General features: G+C 65.1%; 13 protein-coding genes. 3 read left to right on the top strand and 10 right to left on the bottom strand.

All coding sequences use genetic code 11. From position 1 onward, the window contains the following. Positions 1–3 precede the first annotated feature (3 nt). Positions 4–4014: a type VII secretion protein EccCa gene (gene eccCa, locus OG716_RS27025; protein ID WP_405133468.1), complete on the top strand. Its 4011-nt coding sequence runs from the start codon at positions 4–6 to the stop codon at positions 4012–4014. Between the two features lie 24 nt (positions 4015–4038). Beyond that, complete coding sequence (locus OG716_RS27020) at positions 4039–5820, top strand: serine/threonine-protein kinase (protein ID WP_405133467.1); 1782 nt, start codon at positions 4039–4041, stop codon at positions 5818–5820. Positions 5821–6126: 306 nt separating this feature from the next. On the opposite strand, the gene OG716_RS27015 is transcribed toward OG716_RS27020, so the two are convergent. Continuing rightward, positions 6127–6723, bottom strand: coding sequence for a GNAT family N-acetyltransferase (locus OG716_RS27015; RefSeq protein ID WP_405133466.1), 597 nt, complete (start codon positions 6721–6723; stop codon positions 6127–6129). Continuing rightward, a complete protein-coding gene (locus OG716_RS27010) occupies positions 6720–7559 on the bottom strand; it encodes a GntR family transcriptional regulator (RefSeq protein ID WP_405133465.1) in 840 nt (279 codons plus the stop codon). The genes OG716_RS27015 and OG716_RS27010 overlap by 4 nt, the downstream gene beginning before the upstream one ends. A gap of 175 nt (positions 7560–7734) precedes the next feature. Between OG716_RS27010 and OG716_RS27005 the strand changes: the two genes are divergently transcribed. Further along, a complete protein-coding gene (locus tag OG716_RS27005; protein ID WP_405133464.1) occupies positions 7735–8241 on the top strand; it encodes a DUF4254 domain-containing protein in 507 nt (168 codons plus the stop codon). A 62-nt stretch (positions 8242–8303) separates the two neighbouring features. Here OG716_RS27005 and OG716_RS27000 read toward each other — a convergent pair whose 3' ends face one another. The 8 genes from OG716_RS27000 to OG716_RS26965 form a co-directional block, all read right to left on the bottom strand. After that, complete coding sequence (locus tag OG716_RS27000; protein ID WP_405133463.1) at positions 8304–10205, bottom strand: serine/threonine-protein kinase; 1902 nt, start codon at positions 10203–10205, stop codon at positions 8304–8306. Continuing rightward, the gene (locus tag OG716_RS26995) at positions 10205–12079 is read right to left on the bottom strand and encodes a serine/threonine-protein kinase (protein ID WP_405133462.1); all 1875 of its coding nucleotides are present in this window, start codon (positions 12077–12079) and stop codon (positions 10205–10207) included. The genes OG716_RS27000 and OG716_RS26995 overlap by 1 nt, the downstream gene beginning before the upstream one ends. Beyond that, positions 12076–13287: a hypothetical protein gene (locus tag OG716_RS26990; protein WP_405133461.1), complete on the bottom strand. Its 1212-nt coding sequence runs from the start codon at positions 13285–13287 to the stop codon at positions 12076–12078. Before OG716_RS26990 ends, OG716_RS26995 begins: the two co-directional genes overlap by 4 nt. A 124-nt stretch (positions 13288–13411) precedes the next feature. Further along, positions 13412–14767, bottom strand: coding sequence for a flavin monoamine oxidase family protein (locus OG716_RS26985; protein WP_405133460.1), 1356 nt, complete (start codon positions 14765–14767; stop codon positions 13412–13414). Between the two features lie 35 nt (positions 14768–14802). Then, complete coding sequence (locus OG716_RS26980; RefSeq protein ID WP_405133459.1) at positions 14803–15846, bottom strand: agmatine/peptidylarginine deiminase; 1044 nt, start codon at positions 15844–15846, stop codon at positions 14803–14805. Beyond that, entirely contained in the window at positions 15846–16811 is a 966-nt protein-coding gene (locus OG716_RS26975; RefSeq protein ID WP_405133458.1) for a nitrilase-related carbon-nitrogen hydrolase, read from the bottom strand. Before OG716_RS26975 ends, OG716_RS26980 begins: the two co-directional genes overlap by 1 nt. 49 nt (positions 16812–16860) lie before the next feature. Beyond that, positions 16861–18417, bottom strand: a complete 1557-nt coding sequence (locus OG716_RS26970; protein WP_405133457.1) for an APC family permease — start codon at positions 18415–18417, stop codon at positions 16861–16863. Between the two features lie 87 nt (positions 18418–18504). Beyond that, positions 18505–19962 carry an NAD-dependent succinate-semialdehyde dehydrogenase gene (locus OG716_RS26965; RefSeq protein ID WP_405133456.1) on the bottom strand — a complete coding sequence of 486 codons (1458 nt, stop codon included), beginning with the start codon at positions 19960–19962 and terminating at the stop codon, positions 18505–18507. Positions 19963–19968: the final 6 nt, after the last annotated feature.

Genomic DNA, 19968 nt, shown 5'->3' with positions numbered 1-19968 from the left:
CTCATGGCTACCGAAGGTTTCGTCCGCAGACCCCGCATCGCACCGCCGCGCGCGCCCGGCGGCGAGATGGCGCTCACACCGCCGCCGGAAATCCCACGGGCGGTGGCGGGTTCGCTGCTGAGCAAGCTCATGCCGGTGGTGATGATCGTCGCGATGGTCGGCATGATCGGAATGATGGCCATGATGGGCAAATCCATCCTGACCAACCCGATGATGATGATGTTCCCGATGATGATGATCATGTCGATGGCGGGCATGTTCATGGGTAAGAGCGGCGGGGCCAAGAGCGCCGGTGAGCTCAACGAGGAGCGCAAGGACTACTTCCGGTATCTGGACCAGACTCGACGGGAGGTGCGGCGCACCGCGCTCAAGCAGTTGGAAACGCTGGTGTGGAGTCATCCGGAGCCCGCCGACCTGCTTTCGGTAATCGGCACTCGGCGTATGTGGGAGCGACGGCCGAACGATCCGGACTTCGGGCATGTGCGCGTCGGCATCGGAACTCACCGGCTCGCAGCCAAACTCGCGCGGCCCGAGACCGGGCCGCTGGAAGATCTGGAGCCGGTCTCCACTGTGGCGCTTCGCCGTTTTGTGCGCACCCACTCGGTCGTTCATCATCTGCCGACCGCCGTTTCGCTGCGTGCCTTTCCTGCCATCAACGTCGAGGGACCGGCCGCGGATACGCGAAGCATGGTGTGGGCCATGCTCATCGAACTCACCGCATTTCACGGGCCCGACCATGTTGCCGTTGCGATCGTGTGCGCGGATCCGGATTCGGAGAATTGGTCATGGGCGAAATGGCTTCCGCACCTGCAACATACGAGCCAGCGCGATGGTATGGGCGCGGCCCGTATGATCTACCGTTCGCTCGGTGAGCTGGAGACAGCGCTGGCGGACGATCTGCTCGAGCGCGGCCGATTCATGCGGAATCCGCAACCGACACAGGGGCGTTTGCACCTCGTCGTGATCATCGATGACGGATATGTGAGTGGTACCGAACGACTCATCAGTGAATCCGGGCTAGACGCGGTCACTGTGATCGATCTCAGTTCTTCCGAAAACAGTCTCGCGGCGCGGCGCGGTCTGCAATTGGTCGCGTCCGGCGGCGATGTCTTCGCCAAGAGCTCAGCTGGTATCGAGAAGTTCGCCACTGCGGATCAGGTGAGCCTTGCAGAGGCGGAGGCCTTTTCGCGAACCCTCGCCCGCTTCCGTATTGCCACCGCCGCACAGATCGTCAGCCTCGGTGACAACACCACGACCACCGATCCAGGCCTCATGTCGCTGTTGAAGATTCCGGATGCCGCGCAGATCGACCCGTCGAAAGTGTGGCGGCCGCGTCAGGGGCGTGAGCGCTTGCGAGTGCCGATCGGCGTCACACCGGACGGCACGCCTGTCGAGATCGACATCAAGGAATCGGCTGAGAACGGAATGGGCCCGCACGGTCTGTGCATCGGTGCGACCGGATCGGGCAAGTCGGAATTTCTTCGTACCCTGCTGTTATCGATGGTCGCCACGCACTCGCCAGATCAGCTGAATCTGGTGCTGGTCGACTTCAAGGGCGGTGCGACGTTCCTGGGTATGGATCCGCTACCGCATGTCGCGGCTGTCATTACCAACCTCGAGGAAGAACTCTCACTCGTCGACCGTATGCGTGACGCGCTCGCCGGTGAGATGAACCGGCGTCAGGAATTGCTGCGCACCGCAGGCAATTTCGCGAATGTCACGGAGTACGAGAAGGCCCGTTCGGCTGGTGTGCCGCTCGATCCGCTACCCGCGTTGTTCGTCGTTATCGACGAGTTCTCCGAACTTCTCTCGCAGAAACCGGATTTCGCCGATCTGTTCGTGATGATCGGCCGACTGGGGCGGTCGCTACACGTTCACCTCCTGCTGGCGTCGCAGCGCCTGGAAGAGAACAAGATGCGCGGGCTCGACTCGCACCTGTCCTATCGGATCGGCCTGCGCACGTTCTCCGCCAATGAATCTCGGGCCGTCCTAGGTATTACCGATGCCTACCACCTGCCTGGTGTGCCCGGTTCAGGCTATCTGAAGAGCGACTCGTCGGATCCCCTGCGGTTCAACGCGACCTATGTGTCAGGGCCCTATGTCGCACCGCGCACCGCCAGGCAGGCGGGGGGCCGCGAGGTCGCCGAGGCGCCCCCACGTGAATTCACCGCCGGACCAGTCGCGCTGCTGGCGTTGCCGGAAACGCCCTCCGACCCGCTCGATCTGTTGCCGCCTCCACCACCCACCGACGAAGGCATTCCTGACAGTCTGCTGCAAGTCGTCGTCAAGCGCCTTACCGGACATGGCCGACCGGCCCACGAGGTGTGGCTGCCGCCGCTCGAGGAATCGCCGACCGTCGATATGCTGCTGCCGGATCCGGACTGGCGATCCTCCGTCAATCGGCATGGGCAACTGTGGATGCCGATCGGTATCATCGACAAGCCGTACGAGCAACGGCGCGATGTGCTGACCATCAACCTTGCGGGTGCACAGGGCAATGTGGCTGTGGTGGGCGGTCCGCAGGCCGGTAAATCCACCACACTGCGCACCATCATCATGTCCGCAGCGGCCACTCATACGCCCGAACAGGTGCAGTTCTACTGCCTCGATTTCGGTGGCGGAAGTATGGCGGGTCTGTCCGGACTGCCGCACGTCGGTTCGGTAGCCAATAAACTCGACTCCGACCGGGTACGGCGCACTGTCGCTGAACTCGTCACTCTGCTACACCAGCGGGAAGAGCGCTTCGGTCAGCTCGGGATCGAATCCATGACCGAATTCCGGCGGCGCAAGCACGCGGCGCTGACACAGGGCATCGCCGATCCGATCCTGCAGGATCGGTTCGGCGATGTATTCCTCGTCGTCGATGGATGGGGTGTAATTCGAGAAGACTTCGATATGCTCGAACCGCAGATCAATGCCATTGGCTCTCAGGGGCTTTCCTACGGAATTCACGTTGTGCTGGGTACCTCCCGCTGGGCCGAGATTCGCCCGGCGATCAAGGACCAGATCGGTACGCGCATCGAACTGCGACTCGGCGATCCTTCCGATTCGGAGATGGGGCGGCGAGCGGCGGTGAATGTTCCGCTGAACAAGCCCGGGCGTGGTCTCACCGCCGACCAGTTGCACCTGCTGATCGCCCTGCCACGGCTGGATTCCGATACCGATTCGAACTCGCTGGCCGCAGGCGTGTCCGAGGCCAAGTCTCAGATGGTCGCGCTGTACGGCGCTAGGCGGGCTCAGGAAGTCCGGATGTTGCCGCTGAATGTTCCGAGGGAAGAGGTTCTGCAACTGGCCCGCGGCTACGGCATCCAGCAGGGGCCGACCAAGGTTGTCGTCGGCATCGGAGAATCCGAATTGCAGCCATTGGTAATCGATTTCGGTACTGACCCCCACCTCATGGCCTTCTCTGACGTGGAGAGCGGAAAGACCACGCTGCTCCGTAACATCATTCGCGGCATTGCGGACAACTCGAACGCCGAACAAGCCCGGGTCATCCTCATCGACTATCGGCGAACCCTGCTGGGCGTGTTGGAAGGTGAACAGTTGGCAGGGTATTCGACCTCGTCACAGACTTCTGGCGGCATGATCATGGAGGTCGTCAACTACCTGTCCAAGCGCATCCCAGGATCGGATATCACGCCACAGCAGCTGCGTGACCGCAGTTGGTGGAGTGGGCCCGAAATCTACATCATCGTCGATGACTACGACATGGTTGCCGTCTCCGGGCAGAATCCGCTGGCGCCTTTGGCCGAATATCTGCCGCAGGCCCGCGACATCGGCATGCACGTGATCATCACCCGGATGATGGGCGGTGTGTCGCGCGCACTGTTCGACGGTGTCCTCGGCGCCATGAAGAATATGTCGGTCGATGCCCTGATCATGTCCGGTCCGCGTGATGAGGGCAAGATTATCGGCGACGTCCGTCCCTCGAAGATGCCCCCTGGTCGCGGCATCCTGGTCTCCCGCACCCGGGGACACGAGATGGTACAAATCGCCGACCTCCCGGGTCTGTAGTCTGCCCAGCAGGAAGGGGTACACGTGATCATCGGGACCGGATCTATCCTGGGCGGCTACCGGATCGAGCGGACGCTCGGTAGTGGGGGGATGGGGACGGTTTATCTGGCTGAACATCCCACGTTGGGGCGGTATGTCGCGCTGAAGGTGTTGTGGCCGCAGTTGGCGTTCGATCCGGAGTATCGGGCTCGGTTCGAGCGGGAGGCGAAACTGGCTGCGGGGCTGGATCATCCGAATGTGGTGGCGGTGCAGAACAAGGGGGAGGATCGGGGGTATCTGTGGATTGCGCTGCAGTATGTGAACGGGATGGATGCTGCTACCGCGCTGGAGCTTGATCCGGAGGCGATGAGTCCTGGTCGGGCGCTTCGGATTGTGGGGGAGATCGGTAAGGGGCTGGATTATGCCCACCGGAGTGGGCTGCTGCATCGGGATGTGAAACCTGCCAACTTTCTGCTCGCGCCGCAGGAGAGCGGGGAGGAGCGGGTGCTGCTGGCGGATTTCGGGATTGCCAAGCCTTCGGATGACGACAGTCAGTTGACTCGCACCGGGACGTTTCTGGCGACGGTGGCTTATGCGTCGCCGGAGCAGCTGTCGGGGGAACCGCTGGACTCTCGCAGCGATGTCTACAGTCTCGGGTGCTCGTTCTACCGGCTCTTGACCGGCGAAAACCCTTATCGCGGAGCGCAACCGCTGGCTGTGATGATGGGGCATATCAATGCGCCGCCGCCGCGGATCACCGATGTGCGGCCGGATCTGCCGGCTGAGCTGGATGAGGTGCTGGCTCGGGTGCTGGCCAAGAATCCGGGCGACAGGTATGACGATTGTGCGCAATTCTTCGAAGCCGCGGGGGTGGCGCTAGCTCGGGTGGGAGCCCCTGGTGCCGGGTATAACGGGCACGGCGACAACAGTTACGGCGACAACAGCGGGCACGGCGACAGCGGTTACGGCGACAACAACAGGTACAGCGAGATCAAGGGACACGGCGAGACCCAGGGGTATGGCGAGACCAAGGTGAGTACCGCGTCGTGGCCGGTCGCCGGTACGTCGCGGATGGACACCGGCAGGAGTGCTACGCGCAGGGAATCGCGCGATGGGTTCGGAGTCACCACCGCTGCGGCCGGGCCGGCCGGTCCGGACTCGCACTCGCGCGATTCCGCGCGGAAGGAGTTCAGCGGCAAGCGGTCTCAGCGGGCACCGTGGAAGGTTGTCAGCGCGGTGTTCACCGGCGGGATCGTCGTCCTGGCAGTCGCGGTCCTCGCGATCAACCATTCCGGGAAGACGGACGGTGGCGTCCGGCATGCGGCGGCGCCTACCACTGTTGCCGCACCGCCCCCGACCACATTCGTACCTGTCGTACCAGCGGCGCCGACCACGACGGCGATGGCCGCGGCGCAGCTGCAGGACCCGTGCCAGCTGGTCACGCCGGAGTTGCGGCGGCGGTCGGACCTCGGCGAATCCAGTGCTCCGACAACTACATCGGCCGATCGCACCTGTAGTTGGGAGACGTCGGGTAAGCCGCACGTCACCGCGAAGGTGTCGATCAGCACGGAATTCATGCAGGCCGAGCCGGGCGCGCGGAATGTTCGGGTCGGGAACGGGGTCAGCGGACGCGAGACCTCGCATGAGCGTGATGGCGACGGGCACGGTGACGATCGGGGCTTCGCGGTCTGCTTCGTGCAGTGGCCGACTTCCTACGGGCACATCCGCGTCACCATGGCGGGCCGCGCGGGCGCGACCGATACCGACGACTTGTGCAGTGCCGCCGAAGATCTGGCCGACGGGATCTTCGACAACGTCAAGCGATGAGCTGTCGCCGTGACGCCCCGCGTGCTCGGGCAGTGACGCCCCGCGCGAGGTTGGGCAGTGACGTCCCCGCGTGCTTGGGCCGTGACGCCCCGCGCGAGGTTGGGCAGTGACGCCCCGCGCGAGGTTGGGCAGTGACGTCCCCGCGTGCTCGGGCAGTGACGCCCCGCGCGAGGTTGGGCAGTGACGTCCCCGCGTGCTTGGGCAGTGACGTCCCCGCGTGCTCGGGCAGTGACATCCCGCGCGAGGTTGGGCAGTGACGCCCGCGCGAGGTTGGGCAGTGACGTCCACTCGAGGTCATCTCGTGCGTCAGGCGATGTCGGCCCGAAGCTGCGGGTGTGCCGCGAGGGGGAGGGGCTCGGGGTGGAGCTTGCGGGTGGAAAGCCAGCTGGCGGTTGGCCGTTCGAAGAGTGCGCCCGACGGGCCGGTGGCTTCGGGCCCGGCGAAGCGGGCTTGGCGGAAGCCCGCCCGGATGTAGTAGTCGTGCAGGCCGCCATTGGTGGTCCAGGCATCCAGGCGGACCCAGTCCCGGTTGCTTTGCGCAGCCAGGGTCGCGGCATGCTCCAGCAGGGCATGACCGATGCGGTGGCCGGCGAAGCGGAGATCCACGATCATGTAGTGCACGATCACGGCCTCGGCGATTTCGCCCGGCGACCAAAGACCTTCGTCGGCACGGTCGTTCACGGTGATGGTGCCGGCGGGCTCACCGTCGATCTCGGCCATCCAGGTCTCGCCATTGCGGACGGCGCGGGCCACGGACCGGACGAAGGTCTCGATGGGCAGACCTCGGCCGGCCCGGGTCCATTGATCGCTACCGCGGGCTGCCAGCCAGCTGGTGCGTTGGAGCCGGAACCGGGTGATGGTTCCTATGTCTGAATGATGAGCCGGGCGTAGATGCGGTGTCATGGTGAGCCGGGTAGCAGGGAACTCTCGAAGGAGTGGGAATTGCCGGGCGGCGGTGGGGCGCCGAGAGTTTTGCGAATGATATCCGTACCTGGGTCGTCGCCCAGCTCGTAAGCCAGACGGTTGCGGGCCGCCGTGGATCGATGGCGGGTGACGCGGGTGATGCGTTCATGGTTTGCGCCGATCCGCAGGTGATCGAGCAGGATGGTGCCGGGCCCGACACCGAGCACGGCCGCCTCCTCAGCAGTGGCTGGGCGCGCGACGACGGTATCCCGATGCGCGGTTTCCGCGAAACCACGCTCGGCGAGTCGGCGTGTCGTGCCCTCCGGAATGTCGTGCGGTATGTCGATTCCGGTGGCCTCCGCCAGATCTCGCGGGTAGAAGCTGACCTCCCACGACCACGGCTCATTGTCCAGATACTGCATGACCGTGCGCGAGACCACCCACGCATCACGTTCCACGCCCAGCCAGTGCGCCACCTCCGGACTCGCCGGTTCCATGCGCGCGCTGAACTGTTTGGACGGCTCCCGGCCGGCGGCCCGCGCGATTTCCACGAAGATATCGTGGGCAGCACGGGGCCGATCGGGGCGAATGTGGTTGGTGACAACCGATTCCAGCACTTCCTGGCTGCGCACAATGGTGCCGCGGGAAGTCGCTGTGTACACCAGGTTTTCGGCAACCAGGAGCTGAATCGCATTGCGAGCGGTGGTGATCGAGACCTGCATCTGATCGGCCAGCTCATTGTGGCTTGGTAGTCGATCGCCCGGGTTCCACTTGCCGGCGCGGATCTCCTCGCGGAGGAGGTCTGCGATCCGTTGGTATCTCGGACCGTCCGCCATCTCGCTCCTCGGTTGTTGCTTCAAGGCCCCGAAGTCTACTCCGGGTGCCGAATCGCCGTGTAAGGCTTGACAGGCACATTCTGAGGTTTATTGTAATGAACGTCCTGAATGCGGTGTTGTACGTCGATGAACGTGAGGCAGCGTGGCTGGTTCGGAGACATCTAATACGGTCGTTGTGGCATTGCCCGACATGTCCGATCAGTATGCGGACGTCGGTTCACAAGCGCTAACGTCCGGCCTATTGCCGACTTCGGACCTACTTTTGCGCGCGTGCCGCGGTCATCGCGTCGTCGGCGGACCACTGCTGTGGTTCGCCCATGACCTCGCGGTGCTGCACGAGCGACGCGTGGTGGGACGCGGTGGCACCGGGCCGGAAACCGATCCGACCGCCATTATCGAGAACAAGCGGCGGCGCATCGAATTGGTGATGGCCATTGACGATTGGATCGCGCGCTCCGTGCCCCAGCATCGGCTGGGCGCCACGTTGCACACCGAAACGGTCGGATCGGTCATAGATAGATTGGCCGAGGCGTCTATTCGCGCACACCACGCGTTGATGACCCTCGACGCCAATGATGAAATGCTGCACGGCACTTGGCACCATTTGGCTGAATTGTCCGATGCCTACGATGATCTCGTGCGTGATGTGCTCGCCGGAAGGCGTCGACTTCCCGCTTGGTAGGGAGCATCTGCGCGGTCCGGACCCGAGGGTGGCCCGGACCGCGCAGGTGTTGGCGGCCTCGATCAGCTCGGCTTCGGCAGTCTGCCGATGACCGACTGGAGAAGCGATTTGGTTGCGGTGCAGAGCTTGTCGTGGTCACCGTCTCTGCCGTCCAGAGTCACCACTACGATCTCCCGCTCGAACTCCACGGTGCGATACGGGTAGAAGAGGGCGCAGAGGGCATCCACGGGGTATCCGGCGGTATATACGCGTATGCCATTGTCCAGATCCACAGGTGACTGGACGGCAGGGTACGACGAATCCGCCAGGTGCAGTTCCAGCTTGACCGAGGCCGATCCCTGCCACTGGCAGGAGTGCGCGTCCTGTACCGGGTCGGAGCTGGCGAGCGGGCCGACCAGAGCGTTCAACTCGTCGTGCGTCGTGAGTCCGCACGGATCGACCTCTGCCAGGGAATGGGAGTCGGCGGTTTGCGGCGGGCTTTCCCGAGTGGGCAGTAGAGCTGCGAGGATCTTCTCGGCAAAATCGCACGAGCTCGCCCTATTGAGTTGTACTTTGATACCCCAGTTCTGTTCTGGTGCACTGAGATTCACGGCACGTTCGCAGGACGTCGGGGGGGCATTGTCATCCCGGACCAGGAGGGGCAGCCCGCCCACTGTCCGACCCGTCGGATGCAATGTGGTGATATCGGCGCCAGGCGTGACGACCAGCGACTGTCCGGTGGTCGCTGCCTGGCATCCCCAGATCCAGTCCTGGCTCCACTTCCATGTCGACATATCGGCGGGCCAACCAGACTCCGGCGGCACCGATCCTTGCATGGCCTGTCGCAACCATGCGCAAGTATCGGCGGTACGCAAGCGGGTGAGCAGCGATCCGGCGGCGTCCGGCTGGGAGGGGCTGCTGGACAGGCTGATCCAAGTGAGTCCAGCGGCCACGAGGATCATTGTCAGCATTACGGAAAGGAGCACGTTCCGCCGGAGTCTGCGTCGACCAGCCGTGCCGCCTGCTCTCCGCGTCGCGAACCCTGTCGCTCCGGTCTGTGCTGAGCCATTCCGTGAAAATATTTGGGTGGCAAGGGGGTCAGCGGTCAGCGAGGCCAGCGAATCCTCTTGGCGCTGAATGGCCTGCTGTACCGGAACGGGCCAGGACGCAGTCCCCTCCGGTAACCAGCCTATTCGATTCAGCAATTGGGCGGGAGTCGGTCGCTGCCGTGGATCCTTGTGCAGGCAGGCGGACACGATCTCGCGCAACTCAGGTGGCACCCGTTCCAGATCGGGCTCGATGTGCACAATGCTGAACAGGGTGTAGGCCAGCGATTGCCCGGCGAAGGGACTCTGTCCGGTCGTTGCCATAACCAGCAACGAGCCGAGCGAGAACATGTCGCTGGCGGCCGTGACCGTCTCGGACGAAGCCTGCTCGGGCGACATATACGCGGGAGACCCCAGTGTGGAACCGGTTTCGGTCAGGCCGCCCGGACTTTCCGTCATCTGCGCGATCCCGAAGTCGATTACGCGCGGCCCGTTCGCGGTCAGCATGACATTGGCAGGCTTGAGATCTCGATGCACCAGTCCGACGCGATGGATGTCCTGCAGCGCCACTGCCAGGCCGGCGGCCAGGGCAAGAACTGCGGGCGGCGGTAGTGGGCCGAACTCCGAGATCACCGTGTCCAGTGACACACCTACAACGAAAACCGAAGCCAGCCAAGGATTCCCGCTATCGACATCGAAATCGACGACTGGAGCGGTGAATGCACCCGACACCCTGGTGCTGGCGGTCACTTCGCGCCGGAACCGAGCCCGGTACTCGTGTTCGCCGAGCAGATGTGGATGCACCTGCTTGATCGCGACGAACCTTCCATCGGGACCGATACCCAGGAGAACTCGACCCATGCCGCCCGAACCCAGCAGGCCGAGAACGTGGTACCGGCCGATGATTCGAGGTTCTGTTGCGGCGAGCGGCTGGACCATCATGACTTCGGTAGTCGTGGGATCAAGTCGGCCAACACTGTTTTGACCTTGTCGCATGAATCTGTGGCCGGCGACCAGTTGTCCACGTGAACAGTGACCAGCTCCGCGTTGTCCCCTGTGGTCGGCCTGGCCATGTATCCGATTTCACAGGACTTCCCCGGTGACTTCAGCCAGACATTCCTGATGTAGGAGGTGAATTGGCCAGTCTGCACAGTGCTGTTCAGGCTGTCCTTGTCCGGTCGCATCGCCTCCTCGAGATTGACGCTGAGGTATGCGTCGCTCCCGTCCACCACGCAGTACGACGAGGTCTCCTCGCGGCGAGCGGGATCGCCGCTAATGCTCTGCGCCAGCCTCTCATCGAGCAGGGAACACGGCGGGACACGCAAGATCGAATTCCGTGGCAGCGGTAGCAGTGGCACATAGCGCGTCAGCTGCTGCACGATGGCGGTCAGTCCCTGCTGTGCGAGCGGACAGCCGTCACCGTCGGTGACGTCCGTGGACAGCGTCAGCACGGACGGCCCGCCGCTCTGGGTGATGATGGAGCGCTTGCACATTCGGCCCGTGATTTTGTCTCCCAGGATCGGAGTCCATGCCACGGCGGCGCCGATCGGCTTCGAATACTTCTCGGTCTCCGAGACCGAGGCGATTGTGCTCAGATCCATCCGTACCTTCCGATTGCCGGCATCGGTGATCTGGGTGCCACACCCGTCGCCGGTCTTGTTCAAATCCGCGGTCCGTGTGCCAAGTTTCGGGATCGTCAAATCCAGCACTTTGCAGGCATCGAGCATCTGCAGTTCCATTGGGGTGAGGGTCAGTGACGGATCCGCCTGAGGCTGTGCGTGCCCACTCATCGTCGCCCACCGGCTCACCGCCACGATGGCGGCACCCATCAGCAGTACGAGGACTGCGGCGAAAGCGATTCGCTTCAGTAGAGCGCGACGGCGAATCGTGAGGTTTTCCAGCTGCTCTCGGTTCCGCAGCTCTCTCTCCGACGTCTGCACCCACCAGTCGGAATCGGCTCGATGCGCGGCTATCCGGGATTTCGCCGTCGCCGGCCATGCCGGTTCGGCGGGAATGCGAGCCGCCGCTGTCAGCAGGTCTTCCGCAGTCGGCCGTTGCTCGGGATTCTGAGACAGGCAGGCATCGACCAGACCGCGCAATGGCTCCGGCACCCCTTCTGTATTCGGGGGCGTGTGCATGAGGTTGTACAGAATCTGCGGGGTGGAACTGCCGGGGAAGGGGCTCGCGCCGGTTGCGGCCATCGTCAGCATCGCACCGACCGAGAACACGTCGGAGGCAGGCGTCAGCGGCCTGCCCTCGGCCTGCTCCGGAGACATGTACGCGGGTGAGCCGACTACGGCGCCGGTGGCAGTGAGTTGCGCCGCCCCGTCCTGTGCGCGGGCAATGCCGAAATCGATGACCCGAGGTCCCTCCGGTGTGAGCAGGACGTTGCCGGGCTTCAGATCTCGATGAACCAGGCCGGCTCGGTGAATCTCCACCAGGGCGGAGGCCAGTCCGGCGGCCAGTAGGCGCAGGCCGCCCAAATGCAGGGGACCGCATTCCTTGACGACCGTCTCCAGGTCCGGCCCATCGATGTATTCGGTTGCCAGCCAAGGACTCTCCGGCACGATATCGCTGTCGAGGACAGCGGCGGTGTATGCACCGGTTACCTGCCGACTCGACTCCACCTCCTGGCTGAACCGCGCGCGGAAGGACGGATCTCCGGCCAGATGGGCGTGAATCTGCTTGACCGCCACGAGTCTTCCAGTGGGCGTGCGGCCCAGTAGCACCCTGCCCATGCCGCCGCGGCCGATGACCGCGATCATGCGATTGGATCCCAGCGAGCGCGGGTCCTGTGGCGTCAGAGACTTCATGCTGCCCCTCCCATTACCGAGTACTGAGCTGCGGCCAGCTCCCGTGCATCGGTGTCGGCATTGCTGTAGACCATGGCCACGTATTCGCCCCGTACGACGAGGCAGCGGAAGCGGCGTGCATCCAGGGTCTGCGTCAACTGTTTCGTCGCTTGGTAGCACGTAACAGCGGAGTTGCCGGTGCCATTGCGAATCGGCGCGTAGTCCGCGTCGGAGTGCATACCGGCGAGATAGCCCGCGTACGCTTCGGCGCCGGCTTCGTCGCGCAGCCGAAAGAGATGTTTGTTGTACGATACCGCGATCGCGCTCACGCCACGCTCCGCGTTCGCCGCGAAATCGGTTGCGGGAGAGCCGAGCAGAGCGGAATACGCGTGCGGTCCGTAAACCGCGAAGTCGTGATCGTCGGGCGTGTAATCTCCGGTCTTCACCAGACGGGGCAACATATGATCCGGGTCCAGCGGAAGCTTCGCCAACTCGCTGGCCGCTGTCGGCGTGAAGGTCGACAGCAGATCCAATTGCCGTTGATAGGTTTTCGTCACGACATCGACCAGTCGGCCGAGGTCCGGGTCCGGTAGTTGCGCATAGACGCGGATCACCAGCGACTTCCACGCCATGATGCTGCCCAGAGTAGGAACTCCCGGCCGCCAGTGGCTCAATGCCGCGGGATAGGCTTCCACGGCAACGGGAGCGTTGTCGGTATTCGCCTCGAAATCCGCTCGCGCCATATCGCCCGCCGCCGCAGCGGCCTTCTGCTCGTCCGTGAAGGCAATGATCGAGACACCAAGGAACTTCGTCTGCTGATCGTCGTTGCTGGAATACGGTTTGTTTGCGGCCATCGCGCCGAACGCGCCGAGTACATCGGCGCTATTGGTGGCGTTCGCCTCCGGTGCCGAGATGACCGTGGAATTCAGGCCGTGAAAGTCGGCTGACACACCGCCGCCCCGACCGGTCGTCAACTCCGGGTCGATGTCCGTGGCGTAGACGATGCGCTCGCCCAGCCGTAGTGACTCTGCGAGGACACCGCGGGCTCTGCTCAGCTGCTGGTCGTAGTCTCCATTGACTTGATGCGATGGATACGCGCCGTATTCCGAAGCGTCACTGGCGTTTCCGCAGGCCGCAGATGTGGCCATCATGGCAAGTCCGAGTGTCACGGCGGCGAACCGATCGAGATTGAAACGCATGTGCCCTCCCCACCCGCCGTCGACGAACACCGCTGGCGGGCCCCATGTAGATCCAGCTCATGCCGTCACACTTAAATCGGCACGGACGAGCCAGAACCTAGCATCGGACCACCAGCAAGACAATCTGACGGCGGACGGTGGATGGTGAGGCGAATCAGCGTGCTGCCACAATGGCGCCGGCGGCCCGGCGGCCCATGCGGATCGCGCCGTCCACGTGCTGGAAGCCGTGGCCCGCGAGGTCCGAACAGGCGAAGTGCAGGGGGCCGACCGGGTCGCGATGGTCGTGGCCGTAGCGGGTCATACCGCCGAGGTCGAAGCTGACGCCGTAGGCGCCGCGCGTCCATTCCTCTGCGCCCCAGTCGGATTCGTAGTACACAGCGGGTTCGGCGGCCTCGGGGCCCAGGTAGCGGACCAGGCAGTCCAGTGCCGCCTGTTTGCGCTGGGCGGCGTCCATGGCGAAGTACGCGTCGGCCTGCTCGTGGGCGATGAATCCGGCCAGTGCGCCGTTGTCCATGCCGTGGTTGGTGTTGTCGTAGATCTCCGAGACCATATCGGTATCACTGAAACCTGTTCCAGATAAACCGCTTTCGCGCCAGAACGGGGTCGGGTAGACCGCGTGCACCTTGACCACGAATCCGAACGACATGTGCTGGTACATCTGGTGGCGGCGGCGCGGCAGCGGCGGGTCGAAGCTGATGCACGAGTACAGGTTCGGCGGTACCGCCAGGATGACCTGACCGGCCCGCACCTCGAGATCGCCGTCGGCGAAGACGGTGACGCCGTTGCCGGACCACTGGATACGCCGTGCCGGGGAGTTCAGGTGCAGATCATCGCCGATCACCTCGGCCAGCCGCTGCGATACCTGCTGCATACCGCCGACGACGCGCTTGTCGAGCATGAAGGTGTCGGTCGCGAGATTGGTGAAAGAGCCCTGGGCAGCGGCCATGTGGAGCGCCTGCAGGGTCGAGAAGGTGTGTGCGGGCTTGGTCAGCATGGCGCCGGCGACATAGAAGGCGACCGTCTCACGGGCGTATTCGTCCGCGGACTGCCCCTCCAGCCAGATGCTGAACGGCACCGAATCCAGTTCTGCCGCTTGCGGATGCGCCCACGGCTCTTCGGCGCCGACCGCCGCGGCCAGCTCGTCCAGCAGTCCCAGCAGGCGGTCGATCTCCTTCGAGGTCGCCTCGGGCGCCGGGAAGACATCGCCGGTGAAGCGGTGCCGGACGCCGTCCGCGGCCAGATACACCGACTCGCCGTCGCGATAGCGGGAGAAGGTCTTCAGACCGAGCTCCGCCACCAATTCCAGTGCGGCGGTGTGATGCGGGGACAGCCACTGGCCGCCGATCTCGATCATCGCGCCGTCGATATCGCCGGTCCGGGTGCGGCCGCCGACACGCTCGCGCGCCTCGAGCACGGCCACCGACAGCCCGGCCCGGTGCAGTTCCACGGCGGCGGTCAGACCGGACGGTCCGGCGCCGATGACAACAACGTCACGGGTGATGACAGACACGAAAGCTCCTCAGCTATTCCAAGTTGCGGGACTGATCAGCGAACCGGCAGCGGCTCGTTCTGGGTAATGCAGTGGATACCGCCGCCACGGGCGAAGATGGGCCGGGCGTCCACGGTGACGATGGTGCGGCCGGGATAGACCTCGGCCAGTACCGCGGCCGCCTCGGCATCGTTCGGATCGTCGAACCCGCACAGGATCACCGCGTTATCGCACACGTAGTGATTGATATAGCTGTAGTCGACAAATCCCTCCTCGTCTCGCAGGACGCGCGGTGCGGGCAACGGAACGACCTCGAAAGGCCTTCCGGTGGAGGCGGTCTCGGTGGCGAAGAGCTTCATGATCTCGTCGCTGAGCGCGTGATCGGGATGGGCTGGATCGCGCTGATCGTGCACCAGGACCACACCCGGTGACGGCAGCGCGGCGACGATATCGGAGTGCCCGCGGGTGCCGAAGCGCTGCGAATCGCGCCACAGGCCACGCGGCAGCCAGATCGCGGTATCGATGCCGAGGGTGCGCCGGAGTTCGGCCTCCACCTGCTCCCTGGCCAGCCCCGGATTGCGGCAGGGGTCCAACTGCACCGTCTCGGTGACGATGACCGTCCCCGCACCGTCCACCTGGATGCCGCCACCCTCGTTCACGAGCGGTGAATCGATGACCGGCACTTCGGCCGCCGCGGCGACGACCCTGCCGATCTGCCGGTCATTGTCCCAGCGGGCCCAATCCTGTTGGCCCCAGCCATTGAAGACCCAGTCGACGGCCGCGACGGATCCGTCGGCGGCGTGCACGAAGGTCGGGCCGATATCGCGCATCCAGGCATCGTCCAGCGGGGCTTCGACGATATCGATTGCGCCGGAGAGCATTCGGCGGGCAGCCGCGGTATCGGTGGGGTCCACCACCATCGAGACCGGTTCGAACCGGGCGACGGCGTGCGCTACGGCGGTCCATGCCGTGCGGGCCTCATCGACGGCCTCGGGGGTCGCGGTGATTTCCGAACCCACCGGCGGAAAGGCCATCCAGGTGCGGCGGTGCGGCGCGTGCTCGGCGGGCATGCGCCACTGCGTGATCCCGTCCGAGGTCATCACGCCCGCCCGAACGGGTTCGCGTGATCCACCGGCGCGGTCAGGCGGTCGTAGGTGTCGGGGCGGCGGGTATCCAGGAACGGGAACAGGGCCAGCCAGTCCTTGCGCTGATCGAGGTCCAGATCGGCCACCAGCACCGCGGCTTCGTCGCGCGGCGCCTGCACCAGGATGCGGCCGTACGGATCGGAGATGAAAGACGAACCGTAGAAGGTGATTTCGCCCTCGTCGCCGAATCGGTTGGGCACCACCATGAAGGTGCCGGCGGTAATGCCATTGCCCACGATCACGTGCTGCCACAGCGGCTGGGTGTCGAAGGCGGGGAAGCTGGGCTCGGAGCCGATGGCGGTCGGGTAGACGATGAGGTCCGCCCCGGCCAGCGAGTACATGCGCGCGACCTCCGGGAACCACTCGTCCCAGCAGGTCGGCATGCCGATGCGGGCGTCGCCGAGATCCGGATGGCTGTGCGGGCGGTAGGCCTCGTCGGTGGCGGGACCGGCGCGGAAGTAGGTGTCCTCGTAGTACCCGTCGCTGATCGGAATGTGCAGCTTGCGGGTGCGGCCGACCAGTTCTCCGGTGGGGGACACCAGGATCGCGGTGTTGTATCCCAGGCCGTCGCCCTGCTCGGCGCGCTCGTAGAGCGAGGCGTGCACGAAGATGCCGTGTTCGATCGCCGCCTTGGCCGCGAAGGTGAAGGTGGGGCCGCCGGTCAGCTCCTCGGCGTCCGCGCCCGGATTCTCGCCGCCGCGCACGAACGCCGGGTACTTGCTCAAGGTGATCTCGGGCAGGAAGACCACCTTGGCCCCCGCCTCGGCCGCCCGGGCGATGCCCTCGAACAGTTCGGCCTGCAGGGCGGCGGCATCGTCCTGCCAACGGTGCTGGATGAGGGCAACCCGCAGCGGCGAGCGCACCGGCTCGGCGACTCGGGCATACGAGACCGGCGGTTCGAAACAGGTGATGACGTTCACGGCTACTCCGGATCTGATCGTCGAAGTGGTTGGGCGGAAGCGGGTTTCGCTACAGCGTGCTCAGATGCGGTTCAGTGGGCGCGGGCATGGGGTCGCCGGAAATCGCCCGGGGGAGGGTCTGCCCGCGGAAGTACTCCGGCTGCCGCCAGCGCATGATCAGCATCAGCACCGCGCCCAGCGCGAGAATCCCGAAGCCGAGGTAGAACACCAGTCCGATACCGAAAATCGAAGCGCCACTGCCGACTTCTGGCTTGAGGCTCTCGCGCACGGAGATGGTGAAGACCACCAGCAGCATGGTGCCGCCGAGCAGCGGGAACAGCAGCTTGAACATGAAGTCACGCGCCGAGGCGAACCACTGCTTGCGGAAGTACCAGACGCAGGCGAAGGCGGTGATGCCGTAGTACCAGCAGATCATGATGCCCAGGGCGGCAATGGTATCCAGCAGCACATGCTGTGACAGCAGTGCGGTCACCGCGTAGAAACCGCCCGCGACCACCGCGGCGACCGCAGTCCCGAAGCGCGGCACCTGATACGTCGGATGGACGGTGGCGAAGCGGCTCGGCAGTGCCTTGAAGGTGCCCATGGCGAGCATGGCGCGCGCCGCGGGCAGGAAGGTGGCCTGCAGGCTGGCAATGGTGGAGACCAGTACGGCGAGGAACAGCAGCAGCTCGCCCGCACCACCCATCACCGGCTGGGCCAATGCGCCGAAGACATTGCTCGCGGTGCCCGGATTGCTCAGTCCGACACCGGTATCGCCGACACCGGCGTACCACATGAGCGCGACCGCCAGCAGCAGATAGGTGCCCAGCACGGTCAGAATGGACAGCAGCCCGGCCCGGCCCGGCGTGCGTTGGGGATCCTTGCACTCCTCGCCCAGCGTGAGCGCGGTGTCCCAGCCCCAGTACATGAACACCGAGCCGATCAGGCCGATCGCGAAGGCGCCCAGCGTGAGTCCGGTGAGCGGGTTGAACCAGTCCGGGCTGAAGCTCAGCCCGGACGGCGCGTCCCCGGTCACGGCCTTGGCCAGTGCGACACCGGCGAACAGCAGCAGCACCGCGAGCTGGAAACCGACCAGCACGTACTGTGCGCGCTCACTGGAACTGATCCCGCGACTGGCCGCCCAGCCGGCCGCCGCCAGAAATGCCAGCGTGGTCAGGATATTGATCAGCTTGTTGTCACCCAGCGTGGCGATGTACTCCGAATGCGCCACCCGCCCGATGAACAGGTACAGGAACTCCGCACCCACCGCGGCGATATTGGCCAGCACGATCACCACCGCGATCACCGAACCCCACCCGGCCATCCAGCCGATATAGGGACCCAGGGACCGTGCCGACCACGTGAACGAGGCGCCGCAGTCAGGGGTTTCGGCGCTGAACTCGCGATAGGCGTAGGCCGCCAGGAACATCGGAATGAATCCGGCGATCAGCAGCGCGGGCATCTTCAGGCCGACCGCCGCCACGATCAGGCCCATGCTGGCCGTCGTGGTGTAGGCGGGCGCGATGGACGCGATGCTCAGGACGGCGCCGGCGAGAGTGCCGATCTTGTTGGTTGCCAATCCCTTATCGCTGTGCGGCGGGGCCTCGGGGGCGTTCTGCACGAGCATGCAGGCTCCTGGTACTGGGTGGAGAGAACCGATCACCGGACGATCGGGTGGGCACGTTGTCCGGCGCAGGGGCCGGTGTGCCGGACGTCAGTGCGTGAGCGCGACGTACTTGGTGTCGAGGTATTCGCTGATCCCCTCGGACCCGCCCTCGCTGCCCAGACCGGACTGCTTGATGCCGCCGAACGGAGCCGCCGGATCGGAGATGACGCCGCGATTGACGCCGACCATGCCGGCTTCGAGAGCGCCGGACACGCGCAGCACCCGATCCAGATTCCGCGTGTAAAAGTAAGCGGCCAAACCGAATTCGGTGTCATTGGCGGCCGCCACCACCTCGTCCTCGGTATCGAAGCCGTAGACGGCGGCGACCGGGCCGAAGATCTCCTCGCGGTGCATGCGTGCGGTGCGCGGCACCTCGTCGAGGACGGTGGGCTGGAAAAACCAGCCGGGCCCGTCGATCGGCTTACCGCCGGTGCGGACCACGGCTCCGGCCGCGACCGCATCGTCCACGAGTGCGGTGACGGTGGTGCGCTGCCGCTCGTTGATCAGCGGCCCCAGCTCCACACCCGGCTCGTGGCCGGGACCGACGCGCAGTGCGCCGATCTTCTCGGCCAACCGGGCGGCGAATTCGGCGCGGATCGAATTGTGCACGTAGATACGGTTTGCCGCGGTGCACGCCTCACCGCTATTGCGCATCTTCGCCGCCATCGCCCCGGCCAGCGCCTGGTCCAGATCGGCATCCTCGAACACGATGAACGGGGCATTGCCGCCCAGTTCCATCGAGGTGCGGAGCACAGTGTCGGCGGCCTGGCGCAGCAGCAGTTTGCCGACCCGGGTGGAACCGGTGAAGGTCACCTTGCGCAGGCGCGGGTCTTCCAGCAGGGGTGCGGTGACGCCCGCGGCGTCGCTGCTCGGCAGCACCGACAGCACACCGGCCGGAAGTCCGGCCGCGGCGAAGATATCGGCGAGGGCCAGCATGGTGAGCGGAGTGTCCTCGGCGGGCTTCACGATCACCGTGCAACCGGCGGCCAGCGCCGGAGCGATCTTGCGAGAACCCATGGCCAGCGGGAAGTTCCACGGCGTGATCGCCAGACACGGGCCGACCGGCTGCTGAGTCACCAGGATGCGGCCATTGCCCGCGGGCGCCTCGGTGTACCGGCCGCCGATGCGGACGGCCTCCTCGCTGAACCAGCGCAGGAACTCGCCGCCGTAGGCGACCTCGCCGCGTGCCTCCGGGAGGGTCTTGCCCATCTCCGAGGTCATCAGCAGCGCCAGATCCTCGGTGCGATCCATCAGGATCTCCCAGGCGCGGCGCAGGATCATCGAGCGCTCGCGCGGAGCCGTTGCAGCCCAATCGGATTGGACCCGGCAGGCGGAGTCGAGGGCGCGCAGGGCGTCCGCGCGCCCGGCATCGGCGACCTCGGTGAGCAGATGGCCGGTGGCGGGATCGGTGACCGCGAAGGTCGCGCCGCCGGCGGCGGGAACGGCTGCGCCGTCGATCCACAGGCCGGTGGGGATCTTCGCGCGAATACGGTCGAACTCGGACATCGTCTT

This window comes from Nocardia sp. NBC_01388 (assembly GCF_045040085.1).
Classification (GTDB): domain Bacteria; phylum Actinomycetota; class Actinomycetes; order Mycobacteriales; family Mycobacteriaceae; genus Nocardia.
Note: the sequence above shows the minus strand (reverse complement) of the source record. Positions and strands in the feature narration are given on the sequence as shown.